We start from the raw sequence: 25,235 nt of genomic DNA, 5'->3' as shown, positions 1-25,235 counted from the left end.
ACGGTGAGACATATGGCGTAATAATTCACGACATGCGTCAGACGCTGGGATTCATAGCGGTGTGGTGCGGGGCCACCGTCCTGGCGATCTCGGTCGCCTGGTTCGGCGTCCGCGACGTGCTCCGCAGCGAGGTCTTCGACGACGCGAGCATCGAACCGCTGAACGCCGCCATCGGCCGTACGGGAGACTCGACGCTCCCGCCGGGAGCGCCCACGGGGCCGCAGGCCGTCGGCACGCCGATCGCCTCCTCCGCCGCGCCCGGCCGGACCTCGGCGCCCCGTCCCACCTCGTCCGCGCGGGACACCGCCGGGCCTCGGCCGGACCGCTCCCCGTCGAGGACCGCCGCGACGCCGGTACGCGCGCGGGAGAGCGGGCTCTCCCGTCCCGGGCCGTCGGCGTCCCCGTCCCGGTCACCGTCCAGGCCGGCCGCGACCCAGGCCGCCTCCGCCCCCTCGTCGTCCGCCGCGCCCAAGGCGACGGCCACCAGGACGCAGTCGATCTCCACCGAGAACCTGCGCGTGGTGAACGTCAAGGGCGGTTCGGTCTCGTTCGCCATCGAGGACGGCGTGTGCCGCCTGATCGCCGCCGCTCCCAACGCGGGCTACGAGGCCAAGGTCGCCTCGGCCACCGGCTGGATCCGGGTCGACCTCGTCCAGGGACAGCACGGCTCGGCGGTCTTCTGCATCGGTGGGGAGAACCGCACCGACCTGTGGGAGTACTAGAACCGGTCCGCGGGAGCGCCGGGGTCGCGGAGGTGCTCCTTGGAAGGGCCGGGGTGCCGGTCGCCGGGGTCACGGGGATGCTCTTCGGAGGGGCCGGGGTGCCGGTCGCCGAGGTCGCGTGGGCGTTCCTCACGCGGGTCCGGGGGCCGGTCGCCCAGTTCGCGCAGGCGCGCGGCGGCCTCGGCGACGCGGTCCTCGCCGAAGACCGCGACGCCGTGCCGTTCCAGCAGGGCGGTGGTGACCCCGTGGCCGGGCACCCGCCGGCCGCCGAAGGCGCCGTCGTAGACGGTCAGGCTGCCGCAGGAGGGGCTGCCCTCCTTCAGGATCGCCACCCTCGCACCGTGGGCCCGCGCGGCGGCGAGCGCCGCCCGCGCACCGGCCAGGAAGGCCTCCGTGACGTCGGCGCCCCCGGCGGTCAGCACCCGGGCCGTCCCGGCCAGCACCGCCTCGCCCCCGGCTCCGCCCTCGATCTCCGCGGCCGGGCGCGGGACGGGCAGGCCGCCCTCGACCTCGGGGCAGAACGGGACGAGCCGCCCCTCCCGCCGCCACGCGGCCAGCAGCGCGTCGCCGCTCGTCTTGGCGGCCCCGTCGTAACGGACCCTCCGCCCCATCAGGCAGGCACTGACCAGGATCCTCTCCACGGCCCCAGAGTACGTGGCGCGGCGCGGGGGGCGAGGGGGCCGGGCAGTACCCTTCTGCCCATGCTTCTCGATGTCCTGAGGTCGCGATGATCGGCCCTCTCGCGACCGGCCTGATCCTGCTGTCGCTGGTGGTCGGGATCTTCGGCCTCGTCAGCACGGCGAGGAACCGGGCGATGGGGAGAACGCTCCTCGTCGCGCTCGGGGTGTTGGAACTCGGGCTGCTCGTCCAGGCCGGGTTCGTGATCGCCGCGCTGGTGAGGGGCGAGGGGCCCGCGGAGACGGCCACGCTCGTCGGCTACCTGGTGGGCAGCCTGGTGATCCCGCCGGCGGCGGCGTTCTGGGGGGTCGGCGAGCGCTCGCGCTGGGGTCCGGCGGTGATCGCGGTGGCGGGCTTCGCGATTCCCGGCATGGTCGGGCGGATGCTCCAGGTCTGGCAGGGACTGCCGTGAGCGAGCCGGCGATCGGCACCGGGCCCGGACGCGCGCTGGTGGCGCTCTACGGGGTGTTCGCCCTCGCCGCGGGAGCCCGCGCCGCCGTGCAGATCGCCACCCGGTTCCATGAGGCCCCGCTGGCCTACTCGCTGTCGGCGTTCGCCGCCGCCGTCTACATCGTGCTCACCGTGGCGCTGGCCAGGGGGAACAGGACCCTGGCACTGGTCGCCTGCGGTGTCGAGCTGGCCGGGGTGCTCGTCGTGGGCACGCTCAGCATGGCCGACCCCGAGGCCTTCCCGCGTGCCACAGTTTGGTCGGGTTATGGAAGCGGATACCTGTTTATCCCATTTGTTCTTCCTGTCCTGGGGCTTTACTGGCTTTTGCGGCGCCGTTAGTTAGGCCCGCATCCCATCGGGCATGTGTGCCTCCCGAACCGAACCACAAGGGAGGCACGGTCATGAGCTCGATTGAACAGTCCGTCGACGTCAACGTCCCGATCCGGACCGCGTACAACCAGTGGACCCAGTTCGAGAGCTTTCCCGAGTTCATGGAAGGCGTCGAGTCGGTCAAGCAGTTGAGCGACACGCGTACGGCATGGGTCGTCGAGATCGCGGGGGTCCACCGGGAGTTCGAGGCGGAGATCACCGAGCAGCACCCCGACGAGCGGGTGGCCTGGAAGTCGGTCGAGCGGCCGCACCAGGCGGGCGTGGTGACCTTCCACCACCTCGGCCCCGAGACCACCCGGGTCACGTTGCAGATGGAGTACGACCCCGAGGGGTTCGTCGAGACCGTGGGTGACTGGCTGCAGATCGTCCGCCTGCGCGTCCGCGGCGACATGGAGCGTTTCAAGACCTTCATCGAGTCGCGCGGCGGCGAGACCGGCGCGTGGCGCGGCGACGTGCCCGCCCCGCACGAGCGCGGCGACGCCGGTGACGGGAGGCTGGGCGACCGGGACCCGGGTGAGCACCGTACCGGGACGGGAGGCGGCTACGGCCTCGACGACGCCGTGCCCTCGCCGCCTCCGCGCACGGTGGGCCAGTCCTACCCGTCGGACCCGGGGCTTCCCCCGCCCGGTGGCACGCCGCTGCCCCCGGCCGGTCGCGGGCTCGGCGAGGAGCCGCCGCCCTCCCCGGGGCCGCGCATCTGACGCTCGCCCACCCGAAGCCCCGCCGCCTTTCCCGGGGCCGCGCATCTGACGCTCGCCCGCCGGGGCCGCCCCCGAAGCCCCGCCGCCCTGACCGGGCGGTGGATCCTCGTTCGCGACGCGCGCCCCGGCGCCGGCCGGCCCCGGACGGCGCGCCCGGCGCAGGCGCGCCCGGTGTCGTCGCCCCGGCGTCCGGTGCCCGAACCGTCCGGGATTCCGGGCATCCGGAGGCCGGGGAGCCGCACCGGTGCGTAAGAGAGCCGGGTCACGTTCTGTAAACAGGGACGTGGCCCGGCTTTCACATTGTCAGCGATTCGCGCCGGTTGCGATCCGGTGCATGCGGTCAGGAACAAATCAAGGTTTCGCTCCTGTTACAGTCGGGGTCAGCCAATCATCCTACGATTGGATGAAATCACTGAGGAGGACTGGAACCAGCATGAGCGTGCTCACCCATCAGACCAGGGGCCGCACCGGTGGAACGACAGGCTCCCTCGCCTGGTTGCTCGTGCTGGGAATCGTTCTCGCGGCGCTGAACCTGCGCACCGCCGTCACGAGCGTCGGGCCGGTTCTCGACCAGATCACCTCTGGTCTCGGCATGACCGCCGTCGGAGCCGGGCTGCTCACAACGCTCCCCGTGCTCATCTTCGCCTCGGTCGGCGCGGTCACCCCCGCGCTGGCCAGGAAGGTCGGAGAGCACCGCCTGCTGCTCTTCGCCCTCATCGTCCTCGGCGCGGGCCTGCTCATCCGATCGATGGTGGGCTCGGCCGAGGTCTTCCTCTACAGCAGCGCCCTGGCGCTGTCGGGCGGCGCGGTGGGCAACGTGCTCATCCCCAGCCTGATCAAGCGCCACTTCCCCGGCCGGGCCGGAACCATGACCACCGTCTACACCACCGCCCTCGCGGTGGGCACGATGCTCGCGGCCGCCGCGACCGTGCCCATCCAGCGGGCCACCGACGGCAACTGGCACGTTGCCCTCGGGGTGTGGGGGGCGTTCGCCGCCGTCGCCGCCATTCCGTGGCTTGCGCTCTCGCGCAGTGAGCCGGAGCGGCACGGAGCGAGCGGGGGAACGGGTGCCCGCGCCCTGCTTCGCAGCAGGCTGGCCTGGGCGGTCGCCGCCTACTTCGGCACCCAGAGCATGGTCGCCTACATCATGTTCGGCTTCCTGCCGAAGATACTCACCGACGGCGGCTACACCACCTCGCAGGCGGGTCTGGTGCTGGGCGTCTTCACCGCGATCGGCATCCCGGTCTCGCTCGTCGTGCCCTCGATCGCGTCGAGGTTCTCCGACCAGAGGCCCGTGGTGGCCGCCTTCGTCCTCTTCTACACCGCCGGTTTCCTCGGCCTCTGGCTCGGGCCCTCCGCCCTGGCCTGGGCCTTCGCCAGCCTGGTCGGCATCGGCATGGGGTCGTTCCCGCTCGCGCTGACCATGCTCGCCATGCGCACCCGCACTCCCGAGGCGACGGCCGCGCTGTCGGCCTTCGGGCAGAGCACCGGGTACCTCATCGCGGGTGCCGGGCCCCTGGTCGTCGGCGTCATGCACGAGTCGACCGGTGGCTGGACGCTGCCGTTCCTGCTGCTGTTCGCGGTGGTCGCCGCCCAGTTCGTGGCCGGCTGGTACGCGGGCCGTCCGGGCTACCTGGAGGACGAGCGGGCCCTCGCGCGCTGATCCACCCTGAACCGGTACGGCTTGCGCCCCTGCGGGGGCGGCGCAAGCCGTACCGGCATAATGGGGCGATGCCCATCACGGACTCGACACGGGTCACCTACCCGGGCGGGGAGGTCAGGGGGAGTTCGGCCGTCGTCGCCACCGTGCCGGTCGGGGACGGGTACGGGACCATCGTGGCCGAGACCCCTTTCCACCCGCTGGACCACACCTGGCCCGACCAGCCGGCCGACGCGGGGACCATCGGCGGGCTCGCGGTGACCGACTGCGTGACCGGAGCCGTGGCCGAGGGCGAGGAGACCGTCCATCTGGGCGTGGACATCCCGGTGCGCCGGGGTACCCCCGGCTGGCACTGGCTGGTCGTCCACGTCACCGCCGAACCCGTCGCGGACGGCGGGCTCGCCGGCGACGGTCTCACCGCCGCCGGGCCCGGCGGCGAGGTCGAGCTGGTGGTCGACGCCGCGGGCCGCCGCGCGCTCTCGGCGGGACACACCGCCTGCCACCTCGCCGCGCTCGCGCTCAACGCGGTGCTGGCCGGACGGTGGCGCAAGGAGGTGCCGGCCGACGGGCTGGGCCACCCCGACTTCGACCAGACCGCCATCGCCTCCTCGCGGATCCTGCCCGGCGGCAGCCTCGACGTCTACCGGCTGGGCAAGTCGTTGCGCCGCAAGGGGTTCGTCACCGAAGGACTGGCCGAGGAGCTCCCGGAGATCGCCCGCCTGGCCGGCGACCGGCTCACGGCGTGGATCGCGGCCGGCGCCGCCGTCAGGGTCGACAGCCCCGGCCCGGAGCTGACCGCCCGGCGCACCTGGCACTGCGCCCTGCCCGAGGCCGAGGTCTCCATCCCGTGCGGGGGGACGCACCTGTCGAGCACCGCCGAGCTCGGCACGATCTCCGTGACCCTGGACCTGTCCGCCGACGGCTCCGAGCTGACCATGCGCACCACCACCGGTCCGTACGCCGGCGGTTCGTAGGACGCGGGGCGTCGGGCGGCCGCTCCCACCGCCCCCGGTGAACGGCCGCCCGGCCACGCGGTGAGGCGGACGCGGTGAGGCGGTCAGGCGCGGCTTCGAGCGGCGCCCGCCCCGGAGACGGCTCGCAGGGCGGCCTCCGCCGCGATCAGGGCGCTGTGCGAGGAGACCTCGCTGAGCAGGCCGGGAGCCGCCACCGCGTCACCGATCAGCCAGACGCCGTCCCCCCGGCCGATCGCGGGCCGATCCCGCCAGGTGGCCCCCGGCAGGTCCAGGGCACCGGTGCGGCCGTTGCACGCGGCCTCCTGCCGCCAGGTCGTCCGCTCCCGCCAGCCGGGAAGCCCGAGATCGGCCACCCGCTCCGCCCTGGAGATCGCCTCCGCCTTCGTCTCGCCCGGCCTGACCGGCATCTGCAGCTGGCAGAGGCTGTGCCCGTCCGGGGCGAGCGAGGGGTCCGGCAGGCTGTACCGCTCCATGAATCCTCCCTCGTCCAGGTCGGAGACGAGGAAGAGGTCGCCGGCGCTCGCGCAGACGCCGAGGTCGAGCAGGACGGCCCTGCCGCTCTCCCAGCGCAGCGACTCGTCGCCGAGCAGTGTCCTGGCGGCGTCCAGCGAGGTCGCCACGATCACGGGGACGCCCTCGGGCAGGCGGTCCACCCGCGAGCCGGTCTCGATCCGCACGCCCAGGCCGCGCGCGTGGACGGCCATCCGGTCGATCACCCGTCCCCAGCCGCCGGTGACGTAGCGCGGCGCAGGATACCTCGGCGCGGTCGCCCGCAGCGCCCGCTCCCAGACGAACGCCGCCGACAGCCGCCCGGGGTCCGCGTCGTAGGTGATCACACCGACCAGCCCGGCGACGGCCCGCATGCCCTCCTCGCCGAAACGACGGGTGGCCCAGGTCCCGAAGTCCTCGTCCACCGGTGCCCGCAGCCGCCGCCCGGCGAGCGCCTTCAGCAGCGACCGGGGCGGCAGGCCCGACAGCCGGCCGCCGTGGCGGAACCTGCTCCTGACGAGCATGCCCGGCGTGAGCCTGGTGTACGGCCGGACCAGCCCCCTGGCCGCCAGCCAGCGCCACGGCTCGCCGTCGGAGTAGAAGACGTGGGTGCCCTTGTTGGCGACGTACGGCGCGGCGGTGCTGCGGGCCCGGCCGCCCAGCTCCCGGTGCGCCTCGTGGAGGGTGACCCGTGCGCCGCCCTCGGCGCACGCGATGGCCGCGGTGAGGCCGGCGAGCCCGCCGCCGACGATGCTGATCTGTCGCGTCTCTCGTGTCATGCCCGTACGACGGATCGAAGGACGCCGTTCGTGACATCCCCGCCCGGTCTTCTCCGGGGGAGGTCACAGACGGGAGAGCTTCTCCGGGTTCGTCACCAGGAAGACGGTCCTGATCAGGCCGTCCTCGACCACCAGGGAGAACACCGTGACCGGCCGGCCGTCCGCGGTCACCACCACGGCCGGTCCGCCGTTCACCTCCGCGATCTCCATGCCGAAGCCGGAGACCGGTCCGGCGCCGATGCTCTCCATGAAGGCCCGCGGGCGGTCCCCGGACGTGATCGAGGACAGGAAACGCGCCACCCTGCCCGCGCCGGTGATGGTCCGCAGCGGGGCCTTCGCCCTGCCTCCGCCGTCGCTGACCAGCGACGCGTCCTCGGCGAGCATCGCGGTCAGCGCCCCCAGGTCACCGCCCACGGCCGCCTCGGCGAACCGCTCGGTGAGCCTGCGCCGCAGCCGCCGGTCCACCTCGAACCTCGGCCTGCCCTCCTGGACGTGCTCCCTGCCGCGCCGGGCGAGCTGCCGGGTCGCCGCCTCGCTGCGCTCGATCACCTCGCCGATCTCCGCGTACGGCATGCCGAACGCCTCCCGCAGCACGAACACCGCGCGCTCCAGCGGGGACAGGGTCTCCAGCACCACGAGCAGCGCGAGCTCCACCGAGCCGGCCAGCTCGGCGTGCTCGGCCACGTCCGGGGTGACGATCAGCTCCGGCAGCCACGACCCGACGTAGGCCTCACGCCGGGCCCTCACCCGCCGCAGCCGGTCGATGGAAAGCCGCGTCACGACCCTGACCAGGTATGCCCGGTCGTCCTCCACCTGGGAGACGTCCACCCCCGACCAGCGCAGCCACGCCTCCTGGACGACGTCCTCGGCGTCGGTCACGCTGCCCAGGATCCGGTAGGCGACCCCGGTCAGCAGGTCGCGGTGCTCTTCGAAACGCTCAACGGCCATAGGGAGACAGACGTATCACGGCACCCTGATGTGACACGACCCGGTAAACGGTTGTTTACAGCGACCCTCTACCATGCGAGGGCGGAAGTCGACAGCGGAGGAGCGGGCAGTGACGGGAACGACCCTTGCCGAACCGGGCGCCACACGGCAGGGCGGGCACCTCTGGCTGACCCTGGTGGCGCTCTCCATGGCCGGGATGGTCGTGTCCGTCCAGCAGACCGTGGTCATCCCGCTGCTGCCCCGGCTGATGGTCACCTTCGGCGCGTCGGTGGCCGAGGTCACCTGGGTCTTCACCGCCTCGCTGCTCGCCGCCGCGGTGGCCACGCCACTGCTGTCGCGCCTCGGCGACATGTACGGCAAGAAGCGGATGATCCTGTTCACGGTCGGCCTGCTCGTCCTGGGCTCGGTGGTCTGCGCGCTGTCCGACACCCTCCCCGTGCTGATCGCCGGGCGGGCCCTGCAGGGGGCGTCGGCCGCGCTGATCCCGCTGGCCATCGGCATGATCAAGGACGGTTTCCCGCCCGCCAGGGTGATGACGGCCATCGGGGTGGTCAGCGCCACCATGGGCGTCGGCGGCAGCTTCGGCATGATCGTCACCGGCCTGATCGCCGACCGCACCCCCAGCCACCACCCGGTCTTCTGGATCACCGCGGGACTCGCGGCGGCCGCGATCGTCCTCATCGCGCTCAGCGCCCACGACGGCGGGGCCGGCGCCGGCGGCCGTCCCGACCTCGTCGGCGCGGCGCTGCTGTCGGTCTGGCTCGTCTGCCTGCTGCTGGCGATCTCCAAGGGCAACGACTGGGGCTGGGGCTCGGGAACCGTCGTCGGGCTGTTCGCGGGCGCGGTCCTGTTCTGCGCCGTCTGGGTCTTCAGCCAGATGCGGCTCCGGGCGCCGATGATCCGGCTGCACCTGCTCGTCGGCCGCCGGTCCCTGCCGGCCAACCTGGCCTCGATGCTCCTGGGCTTCGCCATGTTCGGCTTCTTCACCCTGATCTCCAGCTTCATCCAGACGCCCCCGTCCGCCGGGTACGGCTTCGGCGGGTCGGTCCTCGACGTCGGCGTCTACGCCCTGCCCAGCACCGTGACCATGCTGCTCGCCTCCTTCATGGCGGGCCGCCTCTCCACCCGGCTCGGCCCCGCCTACTCCCTCGCCCTCGGCGCCGGCCTGTGCGCGGCCGGATTCGGCTGGTTCACCTTCTTCAACGACTCGGTGCTCCATCTGATCGGCTCCAACGCCGTGCAGGGGCTGGGATTCGGCATCGGCTACGCCGCGCTGGGGGCGCTGGCCGTGCAGCACGTGCCCATGGACCAGAGCGGCATCGCCAGCGGCATCAACTCCCTGGTCCGCTCCATCGGCGGCAGCGTCTCCGGGGCCGCGACCTCGGCCCTCCTCACCTCCGTCACCATCGCCGGGACCTCCGTCCCCTCCCGCGACGCGTACGTGATCTCCTTCGGCATCATCACCGTGAGCGCGGTGGGCTCCGCCGTCGTCGCGCTCGTGACCGGAATGAAGGCGCGAGGACTGTCCCGAGTCGGTTAGGATTTCATCTGCATCGCAAGGGGCTATGGCGCAGCTGGTAGCGCGCCTCCATGGCATGGAGGAGGTCTGGGGTTCGAATCCCCATAGCTCCACTTCGGTGACTGGGGTCCGCTGTTCGCAGGCTTGAAGCCTGCTCCCGGCGGGCCCCTTCGTCGTTCACCCGGAGGGACGACCCCCCGGCCCCCCGGTGTGGGGGCTCCGCCCCCACGCCCCCCGCTTCGCTTCGCTCAGGGGCCGCCTCGGTGGGCTGGGCGGTTTCGGAATCTCGCGGGTCTGAGGCGCGCGTCCAAGCCCACCGGGATCGTTTTCGCGTCAGGCGGATGAGAGAACCGCTGACCGGCGCTCCTGACGGCTGGAGCGGGCCGGGCAGGGCGACGAACAGGAACCACGACCCAGGGGCCGGGTCAGTCGTCGGAGGCGACGATGACGGCCAGGGAGTCCTCGTTCCTGTCGATCAGGACGAGTTCGTGGAACTCGCCGAGAATCCATCCCAGGTCGTCGTCGCGGGCCGCCTCGTCGAGGTCGCGGAGGCGGTAGCGGGAGGTGGCCGCGCGGATCAGCGGGTAGACCTCGGCCTCCAGGTCGTGGGCGATCGTCTCGGGGAGGTCGGCGTACCTGCCGGCCCAGGTGCGGATCGTGGCGCAGGCGGCCTCCTGGCCGACCTTCTCGAACGAGGCGGCGGAGAGCGCGTCGAGGCGGTAGGGGCCGTGCACCGGCCCGCCGTCCTTCCAGGAGTCGGAGCCCAGGTAGTCGTCCCGGTACAGCTGGTGGGAGAGCAGCGCGGTGAGCAGCGGTTCGTCGTCCTGCGGGGTGGCGAGGCGGAAGTGCTTCACATCCACCCAGCGGTAGGTCCCGTCCTTGAAGTTGACCAGGGTGGTCGAGGCGAACGCCAGTTGCTCCATAGGTGTGACGATAGTGACTCCTGGGATCCGTTCCTCACCGATTGGCCGAACTGGCGGAGCGCTCGGGAAACGGAGGAAACGGGGCACGAGCTGGGCGCGCGCGGCGGGGGCATCCGTTCCCGGAGCGAGGGGGCGACGTTTGCCGCCCCGGGGTGAGGGCAGCCGTCGAGGTATCCGACGCGGTGCTGTTCGACGTATCCGACGTGGTGTTACAGGAGGTCAGATGCTGCCCCGGAAGCAGAAGGTCGGCACGGTCGCGGTGATCGCCCACCAGAGGAAGACGTTCGGCGGAGGGCTGGACGAGCTGCGCAGGCTCCTCGCCGACGAGGGGGTCGGCGAGCTGCTCTGGTATGAGGTGCCCAAGAGCAAGAAGGCGCCGAAGAAGGCGAAGAAGGCGTTGAAGGAAGGGGCCGACCTGGTCCTGGTGTGGGGTGGCGACGGCATGGTGCAGCGCTGCGTGGACACGCTCGCGGGCTCCGGTGTCACGGTCGGCATCCTCCCCGCGGGAACGGCGAACCTCTTCGCGCAGAACCTGGGCATTCCCGAGGACCTGCCCAAGGCCGTGCACATCGCCTTCCACGGCGAGAGCCGGAAGCTGGACCTCGGCAAGGTCAACGGGGAGCACTTCGCCGTCATGGCCGGGGTCGGATTCGACGCGGCGATGATCGAGGACGCCGACCGGGGGCTGAAGGACCGCCTGGGGCGCGTGGCGTACGTCTGGACGGGGCTGCGCCACGTCCGGGGGGAGCTCGTGCGGATGGAGGTCAAGATCGACGGTGTGACGTGGTTCGAGGGCGAGGCGAGCTGCCTGCTGCTGGGCAACGTCGGCACCATCACCGGCGGCATCGAGGCGTTCGACGACGCGCGTCCCGACGACGGATGGCTGGAGATCGGCGTGACCACCGCGACGGGGCCGATCCAGTGGGCCCGCGTGCTCGGCCGGATGAGCGTGGGGCGGTCCGACGAGTCGCCGTTCGTCCGGATGTCCCGGGCGCGCAAGGTGACCGCCACGTTCGCGACCCCCATGACCTACGAACTGGACGGCGGCGCCAAGGGCACCGTCACCGAGCTCAAGGCCAAGGTCGTGCCCGGCGGCATCACCATCCGTGTTCCCGACTCCACTGACTCCACCGGCTCCACTGACTCCACCGGCTCCGACCAGGCGTGATCCCGGCTCGCCGGCTCTGACCGGCCGTGATCGCGGGTCACCGCGCACGGCCGGTCAGAGCCAGGTGCGGGCACGATCGCCGGGCCGACCCAGAAAACCCTTTTTAGTTAACATTCATGACAAATATGGATTGAATATGGTTTGTCGACTAATTTCGCTTAATGGGAAAGAGCAGGTCGATGGCCGGTGACCGCTGGACCGGGGTCGAGGTTCCCGGCCGGTCACGGCGGGTCGTGACCGCCACCGGTGCCGGCACCGGTCCCCGTCCGGAGGCCGCCCAGGTGCCCGCCGTCCAGGCCCGCCCGCGAGCGGCGTCCGAGCGGCTGACGGGGATCGTGTACGGCCTGTGATCGAATTGAGCGTGTCGATCGACATAGACCGTCCCGCGGCCGAGATATGGCGGATCGTCGCCGACTTCGGCCAGGATCCCCGGTGGCGTGCGGGCGTGACCACGATGGCGCCCGACCCGCCGGGTCTCGTCGTCCCGGGCACCACCACCGACGAGACCATGCGTTTCGCCGGACGCGGCTTCTACATCAGCGGCCTGGTGACGTCGGTGGTGCCCGGCAGGGAGTTCCTCTGGCGGGGGACGTCGGGGATCGACGTCGAGGGCGGCAGGTCGGTCGTGCCCCTGAACGACGACCGGTGCCGGGTGACCATGTGGTTCCGGCTCAAGCTCCCCGGCCTGCTGCGCCTGCGCGCTCCCATGCTCGAACGCATGCTCAGGCGCAAGCTCGAGCAGAACGTCCGCCGCCTCGGCGACCTGGTCACCACGGACGCGTGACGTCGTCCGCGGGTGGCGGTCGCCCCTCGCGGTCGTCGTCCGTGTTCACCGCGGCGACCGGTTCGTCGTCCGTGTTCACCGCGGCGACCGCGTTCGTGTGGACGCGGCCCGTGGCGTCGCCGCCCACCTGGTCGTCAGGCCCGCGTGACCGTCATCTGCAGTTCGGTCACCCAGTTGTCGTGGTCGCCCTCGGGGCAGTCGATGGAGACCTCCCTGGCCAGCCCGACACCGCGGTAGCCGTGCTCGTCGATCCAGTGGGCCAGCGTCTGGAACGTCGGCCCCACCTGCTCCATCGAACCGCGGTGGATGATCGTGGCGGCCTGCTCGATCTCCGGCAGGTCCACGACCGCGAAGTCGTGCTCGTCGCCCGTCTCCGCGGCGACCTCCAGCCCGGCGTGCACGGTCACCCGGCCGTCGGCCTCGGCCTCGTAGCGGGCGATGCCGTATCCGGTGACCTTCACCCCGGCGGCGTCGACGCGCCGGCACAGGTCGGCGAAGAGCGGCTGGATGACGGGGCCGATGTCCTCGCCGTCGTAGCTGGCCGCGACGGCGGTGAGCTCCGCCACGCGCGTCGAGGGGATCGGCTTGAGAAGAACCTCTTCGGGGTGCATGTGACCTTCCTTGATGATCGTCGCGAGCCGTACTTCCACCCGGACGAGCCGGGCCGTGTCCGCCGCGATCCGCTCCTCCAGCTCGGCGCGACGCAGCCGCAGCATCCCGTACAGCTCCGCGGCGTCGACCCGCTCGTCCAGGACCAAGCCGATCTGGCGCAGGGTGAGACCGAGGTCCTTCAGGGCGATGACGCGGTTGAGCCGCGACAGCTGGTCGGCCCGGTAGAAGCGGTGTCCGCCGGCCGGGTCGACATGGGCGGGCCGGAGCAGGCCGATCGCGTCGTAGTGCCGCAACATGCGCACCGACACCTGGCCGAGCTGGGAGAACTCTCCGATACTGAACATGGTGCCTTCAGGTATAGGGGCTGACACCGTGTCAGCCGCAACCCCCGGATCCCGTCTCCGTCGAGTCGCCTCAGCGCGTGTCCCCCGTCTTCGCCCGGTCGCGCTCCCGCGGGCCGGCAGGGGGCGCGGCGATAACCGGTTGTCCGGCGGCTCCCCGCCGGGTGAGCATGGCGGCCATGTCACTGCGCTTTCACGAGATCGCCGAGGGCGGCCATCGCATCCTCAACCCGTTCACCCACGACAAGCTGATGCTGCTCGGCGAGGTCGCCAGGCTCCGGCCGGGCGCACGCCTGCTGGACCTGTGCTGCGGCAAGGCGGAGATGCTCTGCCAGTGGTCGCTCGGCCACGGGATCAAGGGGGTCGGCGTCGACATCAGCGACGTCTTCCTCGACGCGGCGCGGGCCAGGGCCGAGGAGCTCGGGGTGGCCGATCGCGTCCGCCTGGAGAAGGGCGACGCCGGGGCCTACCGGGCGCAGGCGGGGGCGTTCGACGTCGTGTCCTGCCTCGGGGCGACCTGGATCGGCGGCGGGCTGGAGGGAACGGTCAAGCTGATGCTCCCCGCGCTGAAGGACGACGGGATCCTCCTCGTCGGCGAGCCGTACTGGAGTTCCGAGCCGCCTGCCGGGGCGTACGAGTCGCTCGGCTTCGGCCCGGACGACTTCACCTCGCTGGCGGGGACGTTCGACCGGTTCGAGGCGGCGGGGGTCGAGGTGCTGGAGATGGTCCTCGCCGACCAGGACAGCTGGGACCGCTACATGGCGAGCCAGTGGTGGACGCTGAGTGACTGGTTGCGCGACAATCCCGAGGACCCCGATGCCGGGGGAGTGCGCGACTTCCTGGAGCGCTCGCGCCGCTCGCACGTCGAGTACGGCAGGCGATACCTCGGCTGGGGGGTCTTCGTGGCGCGCCGCCGTTGACGGCTACTGGCGAGTAGGAATAGGTTTCCGGATACCGACTGGTCGGTTCGAGGGCGTGGGACGCCGGTTTCGTCCGGCGCGAGACCGGATACCCCGGCCGCCGGCCGTTCCGTTGATTCCCCCGGAGGCGTGATGACCGACGTCCAGCTGGCCCGTCAATCCTGGCGCCGCCTGGAGCCCGTCCACGGAATGATCTACTTCGTGCCCGAGGCCACCGAGCGTTACGCCGCGCTCGGCCTCGACAGCCGGGCGGGCTACTTCGCCTCCCGCGCCGCGGCCTTCGGCGCCGCTTCCGCCGAGCTGGTCATCGCGACCTTCTACAACTTCCACCCCGCCCTCGTACGGCGCGCGCTTCCCGCCGCGTGGCAGGTCACGACGCCGGAGAAGGTGCTCGCGGCCCGTCTCGAAGCCGCCGGAGCAGCCCTGCGCCGTGCCGGGATCCACGAGATCGACACCCTCGCAGAGACGACGGAGCTCGCCGTCCGCGCCGCCGAGAGGGCCTGCGAGCACCCCCAGGGGCGCCCGCTGTTCGCCGCGCACGCCGCGCTGCCCTGGCCCTCGGAGCCGCTCCTGCGGCTCTGGCACGCCCAGACGCTGCTTCGCGAGTTCCGGGGTGACGGGCACGTCGCGACCCTGCTGACCGAGGGCGTCGGCCCGCTGGACGCGCTGGTCCTGCACGCCGCGACCGGGCACGTCCCCACGGTGTTCCTCAAGTTCAGCCGCGACTGGCCCGAGGAGGAGTGGACCGCGGCGGAGGAGAGGCTGCGCGGGCGCGGCCTGCTGGCCGGTGACGGGCTCACCGAGGAGGGCGCGGCGCTCAGGCAGCGGATCGAGGACCGCACCGACGAGCTGGCGCTGCCCGCGTACGCCGCGCTCTCCGACGACGAGCTGGCCCGCCTGGCCGAGCTCGCGCGCGCCTTCGGCCGGGCCGTGGTGGACAACGGCCTGCTCACCCTCTCCGGCTGAGCCCGCCGGAGCCGGGCCTTCGCGGTCACCTCTCGCCGGGGGTTCGGGCTTTCGCGATCGCCCCTCGCCGGGCGGGCCGGCTCAGTTTCCCGCGGACGGATCGCCGACCTGGCCGATGAACAGCGGGGTCAGCGTCGGCCGGTGGACGATCGCGAAGGCGAACGGGTGGTCGGCGCGGACCTCGGCCTCCGGCGGGGGCGGGCCCGACACGGGGAAGGCGAGGCCGGTGACGGCGGCGGCCTCGGTGCCCCACTCGTCCACGGCGATGTCGGCACGGTGGATCGCCTGGTCGAGGTAGGCCCCGTCGGTGATCCCCGAGTAGTCGGTCCCCCGCAGCCCCAGTCTCGCGAGTGGTTCGGCCAGGTCCAGGCTCGCGGAGAAGTCCCATCGGGGCATGGCGAGCCGCACCGGCCGCTGCCCGAGGCCGGCGGCCACCTCCGCCATCACGGCGGGGGAGAGCAGGTCGGCGGGAGAGCCGCCCGCTCGCGGCACGAGGACCCACATGGCCAGCTCGTCTCCGGCGTAGTGCAGCTCCACCGCCTGCCAGCCGGACCCCGCCGCGTACGGGAGGAAACCCTCGTGGCGCATCAGGGTCGTGCGTGTCGTCGTACCGTCCGCGCGGGTGAAGGCGGCGCCCTCCTCCGGCGGGTCGGTGAACGGCGTCCTCCAGTCGGCCTTGAGGTAGACGGCGTTGGCGATGACCAGCTTGGTCTTCGCGGGCAGGTCGTCGAACACCTTCCTGATCCGCCCGGCCGTCCGTTCCTCGGCCCAGGCGTTGATGACCTCGGTGGCGTTCCCGGCGAAGTCCACCTGGCGCACGCCCGTGCCGTACTGCGCCGCGAGCGTATGGAGGAACCCGGGCTTGACGCTGAGTCCCTCCTGGGTGAACAACTCGTTGGCGATGCCCACGGTCGGCGGCTCGGGGTCGCGCTCCTGGGCGTCCCGTTCCGCGTCCGGCTCGGTGAGGGGAGGCGGGTCGTCGGTCGTGACGATCTGCCGGGTGAGCGCGTTGAGGGAGGTGTGCGGCCCCTCGGAGGGGAAGCCGAAGACCGCGTCGAGTTCGGTGGCGGTGTCTCCGGCGGCCCCCGCCCTCGCCAGGCCGAATGCGTAACCGATGCTCAGAGGCGACAGGACGGTGTTGGCCCCGGGTTTCGCGGTCGCGGCGAACAGGGCGTGCCCGAAGGAGGTCAGACCGCGTACGGTCTCCGCGATCGGAGGGTCCTTCGGGACCTCCCGTTTCACCCCCTTCGCGGTGATCGCGCTGGACTCGGTCATGGCACACGCCGAAAGGGCGGCGACGGCCAGCAGGGCGGGTAACAGTCGGCGCATGTTCCTGAGACGTACGCCGCCGCCGGGCGGTTCACCCGGTTCGCGCGGCGTCCGGTTCGCCCGGTGGGCGGCATCAGGTGAGCGCGGCGAAGGCGCCCGCCCCGATGAGGGCGACGGCCCAGGCGAGATCGAGGTTGAACCACGCCTTGCGGAGCACCGCCACGCCCAGCCGCTCGTAGACGACCAGGGCCAGTACGGTGGTCGTCACCAGCATGGCCATCGTGTGCACCCCGGTCGCCAGCAGGCTCTGCGAGGCCAGCGCGGCGGCGTCGTGCCCGCCGTGGACCCCGTGCCCGCCGTGCCCGCCGTGCCCGCCGTGCAGGGTGACCGGGAGCACCATCAGCCCGGCCCCGTGGGCGGTGGCCATCAGGAACGACCATCCGGCCAGCTGCCACTTCGTCACCTTCATGCCGACCCAGCGGGGATGACGCCGCCTCAACAGCCGCCAGAGGCCGAACCCGCACACCACGGCCGCCACGCCGTACGAGACCGCCTTGGGCGGGGCGGCCAGCCGGGCCACCGACACCAGCCCGAGCGTGACCAGCACCGAGCCCGCGTGACCGAGCACGATGGGCGGCAGCGCGCGCAGCACCCCGTCGCGCGAGCGCTCCTGCAGTCCGAGCGCGACCGCGAAGAGCCAGCCCATGGCCGGGTTCAGGCCGTGGAAGGCGCCGAGCCCGGCCAGGATGAGCAGCGGTGTCAGATCCATCGGGCACGCCTTGAGAAGAGTGGGAAGGTGGCCTGTGGTCCCTCGGCCGGGGTCACGGGAAGCAGTAGGAGTCGGAGGAGGAGTCGCCGCCCTGCAGGCGGACCTGGTGCGCGCGCCGGCCGTCGGAGGCGAAGTCGACGAAGAAACCCGGATCGAGGGCGATCGAACCGTCGTCGGCGACGTCCACCTTCGCCATCCAGCCCGAGATGCCGTCGGGGTAGAAGACGTCGTCCCAGGAGCGGTAGAGCGAGTTGGTGAAATAGACCCGCCGTCCGTCCCTGCTGGCCTCGACCATCTGCGGCCCCCCGTTCAGCGCCCGGCCCGGAGCGGCCGGGTGACCGCCGCTCCCGGCGATCCCGCCGATCCGGACCGAGCCGGTCTCGCGCGGCGCGAACGGGTCGGAGACGTCGTACGCCTTGAGCTCGCCGGTGCCCCAGGCGGAGACGAGCAGGATCCGGTCGTCGAGGGTCAGCGAGATGTCGCTGACCAGCGGCGGTACCGCGCCGAACTGCTTGAGCGGCTCGGGCAGCAGGTCGGGGTCCGCGGGCTCGGCCGGGATCGTGATCGTCTTGCGGGCCTTCCAGACGCCGTTCTCCAGGTACCAGGTGAAGATGTTGGCCGACAGGTCCTCGACGTTGATCACGCTGTTGACGAAGCCGTAGGTCTTGGTCGGGTCGTGGGCGGGCCGGAGCTCCAGGGCCATCTGGTGCTGGTCGCCCAGGTCGATCTCCTGGAGGTGCCTGCGCTTGGCCAGGTCCCAGACGTGCAGCTTGTGGCCGTACTGCCGGCCGACCAGGAGCTCCAGCGAGGGCCCCGGCTCGATCTGGTTGGGCGTTCCCCACTCACTGGTGATCATCGTGTCGTGCCCGAGGTGCCACCAGAAGTCGTAGTGCAGCCGCTGCGAACCCCGGTCGGCCTCCCAGCGGCCCTTGGGTTCGAAGGTGTCGTGGTCGAGCGTGAACACACCGCCGGGCGCGTCGCCGTCCACGTTGCCGAGCGCGCTGACGTAGATGGCGTCGGTGCCGCAGTGGACGGTGTGCGGGCGGCTGTACCCGGTCTTCTCGAAGATCGTCTCTGGTTCGATCGTCTTGACGAGCTTGGGGGACCAGGGATCGTCCTTGACGTCGAAAATGTAGATCCTGCTGGACCTCAGACCGGGAAGGACCAGGTAGCGCCGCTCCACGTGCGGATGCGGCGCGTACGGGCACAGGGCCGCGCTGCACACGTTCCAGCCGAAGTGGTGGAGCTCGTCGCCGGGGACGGACATGTCGTGCACGTTGGCGATCGACCCGTTCGACAGGTCGATCGTGGCGAGCCCGTCGGGCCGGTCGTCACCGGTCGTGGCGAGCAAAGCGACGTAGGCGAGCTCCTCCTTCGGGGCCGCCATGGCCTCGCGGGCCGACGGGTAGAAGGTGGGGTCAGGCTGGATGAGTGCCACGGTGAACTCCTGAACTCGTAGCCGGAACCGGTACCCAACTAATCATGTAGGAAAACTGTCTGTTGTCCAGGGGTCATGTTGCGTGACCGGCGTGGACGGCGGTAGGGGCAGAGGTGCGAACGGAGAGGCGCGCGTCCGGCTGCTCGGTTCTACCGTTTCGCGGGCCGGTGAACGCGGGAGGCGGCCCGCGTGGTCGTGAAATCCGTATTAGAAGATTTCGGATGGAGATCCTCGGACAGGCGAAGAGGTGCGAGGCGCAATGCCCCGCACCTCTCCGTGTTTCAGTTGACGGCCACCTGCCCCGCACGGCCGTTCCCGAGTTTTACTTTCCCGGTCCTATGGACCTTCGGAGTAAACCGCCGGGCCGGGGCACGTCAATCGACCTGTTTCCACGAGGCCCCTGGAAAACCTCAGCAGATCCTCACAGGCGTGCAGAGACCCATGTGAGCAGCCCAGACGAGCGGGGCGCTGACAATCGGAGCCCTGACGATGTGGGCGGAGACGACCGGGTAACCGACAACCTGGGTACCGGTTGTCGTCCCTCCACTAGGGCCTTGCGGTCCGATGGGACCCTGCGGTCCGACCGGGCCCTGAGGTCCTATGGGTCCTGCGGGTCCCTCGGGTCCGGGTGCGCCGTCGGCGCCTGCGGGTCCTGCGGGTCCCTCGGGTCCGGGTGCGCCGTCGGCGCCTGCCGGTCCTGCGGGTCCTTCCGGTCCGGGTGCGCCGTCGGCGCCTGCCGGTCCTGCGGGTCCCTCGGGTCCGGGTGCGCCGTCAGCGCCTGCCGGTCCTGCCGGTCCTTCCGGTCCGGGTGCGCCGTCGGCGCCTGCGGGTCCTGCGGGTCCCTCAGGTCCTGCGGGTCCCTCAGGTCCGGGTGCGCCATCGGCGCCTGCGGGTCCTGCGGGTCCCTCAGGTCCGGGTGCGCCGTCAGCGCCTGCCGGTCCTGCCGGTCCCTCAGGTCCGGGTGCGCCGTCAGCGCCTGCGGGTCCTGCGGGTCCCTCAGGTCCTGCGGGTCCCTCGGGTCCGGGTGCGCCGTCAGCGCCTGCGGGTCCTGCCGGTCCCTCGGGTCCGGGTGCGCCATCAGCGCCTGCGGGTCCTGCCGGTCCTTCCGGTCCGGGTGCGCCGTCGGTGCCTGCGGGTCCTGCCGGTCCCTCAGGTCCTTCCAGCCCTTCTGGCCCGGCGGGTCCTTCGGGTCCTTCGGGTCCCTCCGGCCCTGCGGGTCCCTCAGGTCCTGCGGGTCCTTCCGGTCCGGGTGCGCCATCGGCGCCTGCGGGTCCTGCGGGTCCCTCAGGTCCTGCGGGTCCTTCCGGTCCGGGTGCGCCATCGGCGCCTGCGGGTCCTGCGGGTCCCTCAGGTCCTGCGGGTCCCTCGGGTCCGGGTGCGCCATCGGCGCCTGCGGGTCCTGCCGGTCCTTCCGGTCCGGGTGCGCCGTCAGCGCCTGCCGGTCCTGCCGGTCCCTCAGGTCCGGGTGCGCCATCGGCGCCTGCCGGTCCTGCGGGTCCCTCAGGTCCGGGTGCGCCGTCAGCGCCTGCGGGTCCTGCCGGTCCCTCAGGTCCGGGTGCGCCGTCGGCGCCTGCCGGTCCTGCGGGTCCCTCAGGTCCTGCGGGTCCCTCGGGTCCGGGTGCGCCGTCGGCGCCTGCCGGTCCTGCGGGTCCCTCAGGTCCTGCGGGTCCCTCGGGTCCTTCGGGTCCGGGTGCGCCGTCAGCGCCTGCCGGTCCCTCGGGTCCTGCGGGTCCCTCAGGTCCTGCGGGTCCCTCGGGTCCGGGTGCGCCGTCAGCGCCGTCGGCCCCGTCCGCGCCTGCCGGGCCCCTGGGACCTGCCGGGCCCCTGGGACCAGGTGGGCCCTGAATTCCGTCAGGGATCCGGCAAAGGAAGCTGGGCAGGCCCAGCCACCTGCACAGCGGGATGTAAACCGCGTCGCTCGCGGTCGGCTGCAGACCGCCATGAATGATCGTTCCGGTGGCTACGACGTCCCTGCTGCGGATCACGGTGGGCAGGGCGATGAAGTTCGTGCAAATGCTGGAGAGCATCACGGGGCAGGGGTCACCCTGCACGCTTCCAGTGGGTTGGATTCCGTTGTGACGAGACAGCGCCGATATTTGAAGTTGCGAATCGGCTGAAACTGGGACAGGGGAGTGCAGAAGAAGGACGGCCCCGGCGAGCGCGCCGCCCGCAAGGGTCCGTTTCATGAAAGTAGACACGTGCGTTGTCTCTCCCCTCCTATTGAGAGAAAACGCTGTACGGCCATTCTTGGAGCGTCCGGGAGATAGGCAGGAGAAGTATGGTTCGAATCCAGAATGGAAGCTTGATGGAGGGCGCGCGTTTCTTTGCGTTCCGTGAATTTGGGTCTCTTGATAAAGTGTTAATGGTGTCCTTGTCCTGATTAGTCGGATAAGCGAACCACGGTGAGATAAAGGGTAAATTACGCTAAGGGATTGTTTCGCGCTAAAGTTCCGTGGCCGGATCCAGTGTCCGGGTTCGGTGCCCGGCTCCATGCGGGTTCACCTGGCCGGACGGTGTCGCCGAGGTGCGGAAGGCCCGCCGGTAGGCGGAGGGAGAGGTGCGCATCGCCCGGGTGAAGTGGTGGCGGAAGGTCGCCGCGCTGTCGAAGCCCACCGCGGACGCGATCTCCTCCACCGGGACGGAGGTGGACTCCAGCATCGCCAGACTGGCCGTGACCCGCTGGGAGATCACCCACCGCAGCGGGCTCGTTCCGGTCTGCCGCCCGAAGTGCCTGATGAAGGTACGCCGGGACATGTGCGCGGCCTCGGCGAGGGCGGCGATCGTGATGGGTTCGGCGAGATGTTCCAGCGCCCAGGCCATCGCGCTCGCCATGGCGACACCGTCCTCCACCGGGGTGACCGCGGCCTGAATGAACTGCGCCTGCCCTCCGTCCCGGTGCGGGGGGATGACGAGTCTTCGCGCGACCTCGTTGGCCACGCCCGGCCCGTAGTCCTTGCGTACCAGGTGGATCAGCAGGTCCAGCCCCGCCGCGCTGCCCGCGCTGGTCAGCACGTCCGTACCGTCCACATAGAGCACGTCCGGATCGACTTTGACCCGCGGGAACCTCCGCCGGAGCAGGTCGGCGTACCTCCAGTGGGTCGTCGCCTCCCTGCCGTCCAGCAGTCCCGCGGCGGCCAGCGCGAACGCTCCCGAGCAGATGGACACGATCCGCGACCCTCGGTCGCGAGCCCTCCGCAGTGCCGTGACCACCTCGTGGGACACCTCGCCGCGGACGTCCGCCACCCCGGGCACGATCACCGTGTCCGCGGCCGCCAGCACGTCGAGGCCGTGCTCCGCCCGCATCGTGAACCCGCCCGTGACCCGCAGGTCGGTGCGGATCTCGGCGCAGACGTACAGCTCGTACCAGGGGACCTCCAACTCGGGGCGGGCGATGCCGAAGATCTCGACCACGCAGCCCAGCTCGAAGGGGGACATGCCGTCGAAGGCGAGCACGGAGACGGTGCGGGGCGTGGCGCGGGGCATCGGCGACGGGACGAACATGGCGAGATATTAACGATAAGCGGCATTCGTGCCACTGTCGGGACCGGCATCGCGACCGGCACCATTGCCCGTGCCGGGCATGGTGACCGGCCCTGTCGCCCATGCCGGGCGTCGCGACCGGCACCATCGCTCGGCCCGACATCATGGCGGCGCCGTCGCCCCACGCGGCCCTCGCCCCCTTACCCGAAAGGTCACACATGTCTGTCACCGCTCGTTTCTCCTCCGCCGTCACCGCGGTACCCGCGGCGGGGAACGCAGACGCGCTGGCGCACTTCGCCGCCAGGCTGGCGTTCGAGACCGACGTGTCCGACGTCGCCGCCGACCTGGCCGCCGGGGTCGGCGACATCGTCGTCGTCGACTCCCGGAGCCAGGAGAGCTGGGATCAGGGCCACATCCAGGGAGCCGTTCACCTGCCCACCGCGCTGATCGCCGCCCGCGCCCGCTCGGTCGTCCCCGCGGGGGTGACCGTGGTGACCTACTGCTGGGGTCCCGGGTGCAACGGCGCCACCCGGGCCGCGCTGGAGTTCGCCGGACTCGGTTACCCGGTCAAGGAGATGCTCGGCGGCTTCGAGTACTGGGTCAGGGAGGGCTTCCCCGTCGAGACCGCCGCGGGTGTGTCCCGCCGCCCCGTCGACGCCCTGACCGCGCCGGTCTCCGGCATCGCCTGCGCCTGCTGACGTCACTCCGCCAGGCGGCGGGCGTACGCGGTGGGGGACATGCCGATCACGGCGGTGAAGTCGCGGGTGAAATGGGACTGGTCGCTGTAGCCGAGGTCGGCGGCCAGCCGCGACCAGTCGGTGGCGGCCCCGGCACGTTCGGCGGCCTCGTGGATGCGGTAGCGGCGGATCACCCACTTGGGGGAGACGCCGACATGGTCGCTGAACAGCCGCTGCAGATGCCTGACGCTCAGCCCGTGCAGGGCGGCCAGGTCGCCGACGCGGACGATGGCCGGGTCGGCGAGCACGCTCGCGACGAGGTCCGCCGCCCGTTCGGCGACGGGGTCGCGGGCGGGCAGCCGCGCGAGCAGGAATCCCTCCAGCGCCCGCAGGGCCTCCTCGTCGGAGGCGGCCAGTACGGCCGGGGTCACCGTGTCGGCGTCCGGACCGAAGACCTGGGAGGCCGGCGTGAAGAGGTCGGTGATCGTGGAGAGCGGGGCGCCGAGGAAGGGACGGAAACCGGCCGGCCGGAAGCGGCTGCCGACCACGACCCCGGTGCCGGTCAGGATCTCCAGGTAGTCGCCGGTGATGACCCCGGCCACCCGGGAACCGTGCTCGTGGAAGACCAGGTTCACCGACGGGTGGGACACGATCCGCTGCTCGTACGGTTCGTCCAGCTCCCAGCGGACGATCCAGTGGTGCTCGACGAAGGGGGCCAGCGCCGGGTGGCACGCGTGGCGCCCGTAGCGGAACCTGGCCGCCCCGAAGTTCAGGATGCCCCGGGTGTCGTCGGCGGGCGCCCCCGTCACGACGGGATGGGGATGTGGACCCTCGGCAGGCCCTGGGGTTCCTTGCCCGGGTACTCGCCACCCAGCATGGTGGCCACGGTGTAGAGGTGCCAGGCCTGGTTGGGCTTCTTCAGGACGGGCTCGGCGAACAGCTTGCGCACCTCGTCGGGCCTGACGACGGGCGCCAGCAGGTCCAGGCGGCCGAGAACGTGGTCGCGCATCAGGCCGGTCAGCTCCGCGCCGGGGCTGGTCCGCCAGTTCCAGCCACCGCCACCTGTCTTCGGCGCGGTCAGCACCTGCGGCCTGCGCTGCCAGGGGTAGTAGCGCTTTCCGACGCTGAACCGCCACGGCTTGCCCTCGACCGGGATGTCCCTGAGCGAAGGGGCCAGGACACCGAGCAGCTCGTAGATGACCTCCTCCGACAGCCGCCAGGTCTGGTCGAGACCCAGCGCGGCGCGGACCACCCGGTTGTCGAGGAACGGCCAGACCTGGTCGCCCCTGCGCAGCGAGCCGGCCCGCGCGCCCGCGTGCCAGCGGCCGACCTTGTAGGAGATGTACATGTGGTCGAGCGCCTCCAGCGGAGCCCGCTCCCGCCAGGGCCCGGCCAGCTCGCGGGCGTGCTCGTTCGCCTCCTCGGTGAACAGCGCCGGGTCCCGCAGGAAGGTCACGTCCACCCGGCGGCGCAGCGCCTTCTCGCTCAGGTCGGTCTGGAGCAGCAGCAGGCCCCCGGCCCGCAGGATCTCCCCGCTCTGCCCGGACATGGTGGGCTTGGCGCTGTAGGGGAGGTAACCGACGATCGACTCGTACGCCGACGTCATGCCCTCGCAGGCGCGCAGCGTCTCGTAGGCCCGCGCGAGGGGGTGCTCGACGACGATCGCGTCCTTCTTCTCGGCGCGGGCCGGGGGGATGACGGTGTGCTCGACGCGGAGGGCGCGGGCGACCCGCCCGGCGATGATCACGTCGGGGTGGGTGTCCAGGCCGTTGGTGGTCGCGCGCAGCGGGATGCCGGCCGCGTGCAGTGTCGCGGCGATCAGGCGGCTGTCCCTGCCGCCGGTGAGGGCCAGGTTCACCGGCTCCCCGGCCGCGCGCAGCGGCTCCACCGTGGCCAGCAGCGCGCTCGCCAGCTCGCCGACCAGTTCCTTCTTCCCCCTGCGCGACGTGGGCGCGGGCACGGCGGAGGGGAGCGGGGTCGTGGAGATCGTACGGCGGCCGCCCCTGACGGTCACCGACGAGGACGGCGGCAGCGCGCTCACCCCGCGGTAGGGCGTCTCGTCCGACAGGAAGTACCCCTGCCTGATCATCGACTGCAGCGCGAGCACGTCCCACTCGACCCGGTCACCGCCGGCCGCGAGGTGGACCAGCAGCGCCCGGCTGCCGATCACGTGCACGTCGGGGGTCTCCGCGTAGTAGACCGGGCAGACCCGGTGGATCGCGGTGGCGGCCGACAGCTCGTCCTCGGTCGCCCGGAACGCCGAGAAGCACCCGCCGACCGCCTCGGTGTCCAGGGTCGGCATGCCCGCCAGCCGGTTCACGTCGTCGGGCGCGGCCAGGTAGCCGTTCACCCCGGTCACCCGGTCGTGCCCGGTCTCCAGCAGGGGAGGCTGCCGCGAGTCGTCCGGCTCGTTGGTCCAGGCGAACATGGCGATGCCGGGACGGTGCCACTCCCGGGATCTGATGACCTCGGGCGGTACGGGGAACGCGCTGTCGATGGCGCCCCTGACGGTGTGCAGCATCGTCTCCGGTATACCGGCCTCCGGGTGTTTGGCCGCGAGGCCGAGATACACGCGCAT

24 protein-coding genes, 1 tRNA gene and 1 pseudogene are annotated in these 25,235 nt (G+C 71.7%); 14 read left to right on the top strand and 12 right to left on the bottom strand.

The window, feature by feature from the left end; translation table 11 throughout:
- Positions 1-32 precede the first annotated feature (32 nt).
- Positions 33-722, top strand: coding sequence for a hypothetical protein (locus tag AB0F88_RS14365; protein ID WP_362682379.1), 690 nt, complete (start codon positions 33-35; stop codon positions 720-722).
- A gap of 155 nt (positions 723-877) precedes the next feature.
- Here AB0F88_RS14365 and AB0F88_RS14360 read toward each other — a convergent pair.
- Positions 878-1,363, bottom strand: a pseudogene (locus AB0F88_RS14360) (DUF523 domain-containing protein); the annotation flags it as partial.
- A gap of 86 nt (positions 1,364-1,449) precedes the next feature.
- Here AB0F88_RS14360 and AB0F88_RS14355 point away from each other — a divergent pair.
- The 5 genes from AB0F88_RS14355 (at position 1,450) to AB0F88_RS14335 (ending at position 5,575) form a co-directional block, all read left to right on the top strand.
- A complete protein-coding gene (locus AB0F88_RS14355; protein WP_362682376.1) occupies positions 1,450-1,812 on the top strand; it encodes a hypothetical protein in 363 nt (120 codons plus the stop codon).
- Positions 1,809-2,189: a hypothetical protein gene (locus tag AB0F88_RS14350; protein ID WP_362682373.1), complete on the top strand. Its 381-nt coding sequence runs from the start codon at positions 1,809-1,811 to the stop codon at positions 2,187-2,189. Before AB0F88_RS14355 ends, AB0F88_RS14350 begins: the two co-directional genes overlap by 4 nt.
- A gap of 62 nt (positions 2,190-2,251) precedes the next feature.
- A complete protein-coding gene (locus tag AB0F88_RS14345) occupies positions 2,252-2,941 on the top strand; it encodes an SRPBCC family protein (protein ID WP_362682370.1) in 690 nt (229 codons plus the stop codon).
- A 433-nt stretch (positions 2,942-3,374) separates the two neighbouring features.
- Positions 3,375-4,604, top strand: coding sequence for an MFS transporter (locus tag AB0F88_RS14340; RefSeq protein ID WP_362682367.1), 1,230 nt, complete (start codon positions 3,375-3,377; stop codon positions 4,602-4,604).
- 68 nt (positions 4,605-4,672) lie between these two features.
- A complete protein-coding gene (locus AB0F88_RS14335; protein WP_362682364.1) occupies positions 4,673-5,575 on the top strand; it encodes a metal-dependent hydrolase in 903 nt (300 codons plus the stop codon).
- A gap of 83 nt (positions 5,576-5,658) precedes the next feature.
- Here the strand turns inward: AB0F88_RS14335 and AB0F88_RS14330 are convergent, their stop codons facing one another.
- The gene (locus AB0F88_RS14330; protein WP_362682361.1) at positions 5,659-6,843 is read right to left on the bottom strand and encodes an NAD(P)-binding protein; all 1,185 of its coding nucleotides are present in this window, start codon (positions 6,841-6,843) and stop codon (positions 5,659-5,661) included.
- Positions 6,844-6,906: 63 nt separating this feature from the next.
- Positions 6,907-7,791 carry an RNA polymerase sigma factor SigJ gene (gene sigJ / locus AB0F88_RS14325; protein WP_362682358.1) on the bottom strand — a complete coding sequence of 295 codons (885 nt, stop codon included), beginning with the start codon at positions 7,789-7,791 and terminating at the stop codon, positions 6,907-6,909.
- Between the two features lie 109 nt (positions 7,792-7,900).
- On the opposite strand from sigJ, the gene AB0F88_RS14320 reads away from it, so the two are divergent.
- Together AB0F88_RS14320 and AB0F88_RS14315 are read left to right on the top strand one after the other, a co-directional pair.
- Complete coding sequence (locus AB0F88_RS14320; protein ID WP_362682355.1) at positions 7,901-9,331, top strand: MFS transporter; 1,431 nt, start codon at positions 7,901-7,903, stop codon at positions 9,329-9,331.
- Between the two features lie 19 nt (positions 9,332-9,350).
- Positions 9,351-9,423 (top strand) — tRNA-Ala (locus tag AB0F88_RS14315).
- Positions 9,424-9,735: 312 nt separating this feature from the next.
- Here AB0F88_RS14315 and AB0F88_RS14310 read toward each other — a convergent pair.
- Entirely contained in the window at positions 9,736-10,233 is a 498-nt protein-coding gene (locus AB0F88_RS14310) for a hypothetical protein (protein ID WP_362682352.1), read from the bottom strand.
- 223 nt (positions 10,234-10,456) lie between these two features.
- Between AB0F88_RS14310 and AB0F88_RS14305 the strand changes: the two genes are divergently transcribed.
- The 3 genes from AB0F88_RS14305 (at position 10,457) to AB0F88_RS14295 (ending at position 12,185) form a co-directional block, all read left to right on the top strand.
- The gene (locus tag AB0F88_RS14305) at positions 10,457-11,401 is read left to right on the top strand and encodes a YegS/Rv2252/BmrU family lipid kinase (RefSeq protein WP_362682349.1); all 945 of its coding nucleotides are present in this window, start codon (positions 10,457-10,459) and stop codon (positions 11,399-11,401) included.
- A gap of 161 nt (positions 11,402-11,562) precedes the next feature.
- Positions 11,563-11,751: a hypothetical protein gene (locus AB0F88_RS14300; RefSeq protein WP_362682346.1), complete on the top strand. Its 189-nt coding sequence runs from the start codon at positions 11,563-11,565 to the stop codon at positions 11,749-11,751.
- An 11-nt stretch (positions 11,752-11,762) separates the two neighbouring features.
- Complete coding sequence (locus AB0F88_RS14295; RefSeq protein WP_362682343.1) at positions 11,763-12,185, top strand: SRPBCC family protein; 423 nt, start codon at positions 11,763-11,765, stop codon at positions 12,183-12,185.
- A gap of 134 nt (positions 12,186-12,319) precedes the next feature.
- Here AB0F88_RS14295 and AB0F88_RS14290 read toward each other — a convergent pair whose 3' ends face one another.
- Positions 12,320-13,141, bottom strand: coding sequence for a MerR family transcriptional regulator (locus AB0F88_RS14290; protein ID WP_362682340.1), 822 nt, complete (start codon positions 13,139-13,141; stop codon positions 12,320-12,322).
- A 176-nt stretch (positions 13,142-13,317) separates the two neighbouring features.
- On the opposite strand from AB0F88_RS14290, the gene AB0F88_RS14285 reads away from it, so the two are divergent.
- A complete protein-coding gene (locus AB0F88_RS14285) occupies positions 13,318-14,058 on the top strand; it encodes a methyltransferase domain-containing protein (protein ID WP_362682337.1) in 741 nt (246 codons plus the stop codon).
- A gap of 132 nt (positions 14,059-14,190) precedes the next feature.
- A complete protein-coding gene (locus AB0F88_RS14280) occupies positions 14,191-15,024 on the top strand; it encodes a hypothetical protein (RefSeq protein ID WP_362682334.1) in 834 nt (277 codons plus the stop codon).
- A gap of 81 nt (positions 15,025-15,105) precedes the next feature.
- On the opposite strand, the gene AB0F88_RS14275 is transcribed toward AB0F88_RS14280, so the two are convergent.
- The 5 genes from AB0F88_RS14275 to AB0F88_RS14255 all read right to left on the bottom strand — a co-directional run bounded on the left by AB0F88_RS14275 (position 15,106) and on the right by AB0F88_RS14255 (position 22,001).
- Positions 15,106-16,353: a serpin family protein gene (locus tag AB0F88_RS14275; protein ID WP_362682331.1), complete on the bottom strand. Its 1,248-nt coding sequence runs from the start codon at positions 16,351-16,353 to the stop codon at positions 15,106-15,108.
- Between the two features lie 73 nt (positions 16,354-16,426).
- Positions 16,427-17,062, bottom strand: coding sequence for a hypothetical protein (locus AB0F88_RS14270; RefSeq protein WP_362682328.1), 636 nt, complete (start codon positions 17,060-17,062; stop codon positions 16,427-16,429).
- 52 nt (positions 17,063-17,114) lie between these two features.
- A complete protein-coding gene (locus AB0F88_RS14265) occupies positions 17,115-18,500 on the bottom strand; it encodes a selenium-binding protein SBP56-related protein (RefSeq protein WP_362682325.1) in 1,386 nt (461 codons plus the stop codon).
- A gap of 598 nt (positions 18,501-19,098) precedes the next feature.
- On the bottom strand, positions 19,099-19,974 hold the full coding sequence (locus AB0F88_RS14260; protein ID WP_362682322.1) for a hypothetical protein: 876 nt from the start codon (positions 19,972-19,974) through the stop codon (positions 19,099-19,101).
- Between the two features lie 968 nt (positions 19,975-20,942).
- A complete protein-coding gene (locus AB0F88_RS14255) occupies positions 20,943-22,001 on the bottom strand; it encodes a helix-turn-helix domain-containing protein (protein WP_362682319.1) in 1,059 nt (352 codons plus the stop codon).
- Positions 22,002-22,198: 197 nt separating this feature from the next.
- Here AB0F88_RS14255 and AB0F88_RS14250 point away from each other — a divergent pair, with 197 nt between their 5' ends.
- Complete coding sequence (locus tag AB0F88_RS14250; protein ID WP_362682316.1) at positions 22,199-22,678, top strand: rhodanese-like domain-containing protein; 480 nt, start codon at positions 22,199-22,201, stop codon at positions 22,676-22,678.
- Positions 22,679-22,680: 2 nt separating this feature from the next.
- On the opposite strand, the gene AB0F88_RS14245 is transcribed toward AB0F88_RS14250, so the two are convergent.
- Positions 22,681-23,466, bottom strand: coding sequence for an AraC family transcriptional regulator (locus AB0F88_RS14245; RefSeq protein ID WP_362682313.1), 786 nt, complete (start codon positions 23,464-23,466; stop codon positions 22,681-22,683).
- Complete coding sequence (locus AB0F88_RS14240; protein WP_362682310.1) at positions 23,463-25,235, bottom strand: asparagine synthase-related protein; 1,773 nt, start codon at positions 25,233-25,235, stop codon at positions 23,463-23,465. Before AB0F88_RS14240 ends, AB0F88_RS14245 begins: the two co-directional genes overlap by 4 nt.

It is taken from the genome of Streptosporangium sp. NPDC023963 (assembly GCF_040639135.1).
Classification (GTDB): Bacteria; Actinomycetota; Actinomycetes; order Streptosporangiales; family Streptosporangiaceae; genus Streptosporangium.
This window is presented reverse-complemented; position numbering and strand designations above follow the sequence as displayed.

Coding starts and splice junctions, on each gene's coding strand:
- AB0F88_RS14335 (WP_362682364.1), top strand. CDS start 4,673: ATGCCCATCACGGACTCGACACGGGTCACCTACCCGGGCGGGGAGGTC.
- AB0F88_RS14340 (WP_362682367.1), top strand. CDS start 3,375: ATGAGCGTGCTCACCCATCAGACCAGGGGCCGCACCGGTGGAACGACA.
- AB0F88_RS14255 (WP_362682319.1), bottom strand. CDS start 22,001: ATGTTCGTCCCGTCGCCGATGCCCCGCGCCACGCCCCGCACCGTCTCC.
- AB0F88_RS14345 (WP_362682370.1), top strand. CDS start 2,252: ATGAGCTCGATTGAACAGTCCGTCGACGTCAACGTCCCGATCCGGACC.
- AB0F88_RS14330 (WP_362682361.1), bottom strand. CDS start 6,843: ATGACACGAGAGACGCGACAGATCAGCATCGTCGGCGGCGGGCTCGCC.
- AB0F88_RS14300 (WP_362682346.1), top strand. CDS start 11,563: ATGGGAAAGAGCAGGTCGATGGCCGGTGACCGCTGGACCGGGGTCGAG.
- AB0F88_RS14310 (WP_362682352.1), bottom strand. CDS start 10,233: ATGGAGCAACTGGCGTTCGCCTCGACCACCCTGGTCAACTTCAAGGAC.
- sigJ (WP_362682358.1), bottom strand. CDS start 7,791: ATGGCCGTTGAGCGTTTCGAAGAGCACCGCGACCTGCTGACCGGGGTC.
- AB0F88_RS14250 (WP_362682316.1), top strand. CDS start 22,199: ATGTCTGTCACCGCTCGTTTCTCCTCCGCCGTCACCGCGGTACCCGCG.
- AB0F88_RS14365 (WP_362682379.1), top strand. CDS start 33: ATGCGTCAGACGCTGGGATTCATAGCGGTGTGGTGCGGGGCCACCGTC.
- AB0F88_RS14260 (WP_362682322.1), bottom strand. CDS start 19,974: ATGGCGCACCCGGACCTGAGGGACCGGCAGGACCGGCAGGCGCTGACG.
- AB0F88_RS14285 (WP_362682337.1), top strand. CDS start 13,318: ATGTCACTGCGCTTTCACGAGATCGCCGAGGGCGGCCATCGCATCCTC.
- AB0F88_RS14355 (WP_362682376.1), top strand. CDS start 1,450: ATGATCGGCCCTCTCGCGACCGGCCTGATCCTGCTGTCGCTGGTGGTC.
- AB0F88_RS14290 (WP_362682340.1), bottom strand. CDS start 13,141: ATGTTCAGTATCGGAGAGTTCTCCCAGCTCGGCCAGGTGTCGGTGCGC.
- AB0F88_RS14275 (WP_362682331.1), bottom strand. CDS start 16,353: ATGCGCCGACTGTTACCCGCCCTGCTGGCCGTCGCCGCCCTTTCGGCG.
- AB0F88_RS14280 (WP_362682334.1), top strand. CDS start 14,191: ATGACCGACGTCCAGCTGGCCCGTCAATCCTGGCGCCGCCTGGAGCCC.
- AB0F88_RS14240 (WP_362682310.1), bottom strand. CDS start 25,235: ATGCGCGTGTATCTCGGCCTCGCGGCCAAACACCCGGAGGCCGGTATA.
- AB0F88_RS14305 (WP_362682349.1), top strand. CDS start 10,457: ATGCTGCCCCGGAAGCAGAAGGTCGGCACGGTCGCGGTGATCGCCCAC.
- AB0F88_RS14270 (WP_362682328.1), bottom strand. CDS start 17,062: ATGGATCTGACACCGCTGCTCATCCTGGCCGGGCTCGGCGCCTTCCAC.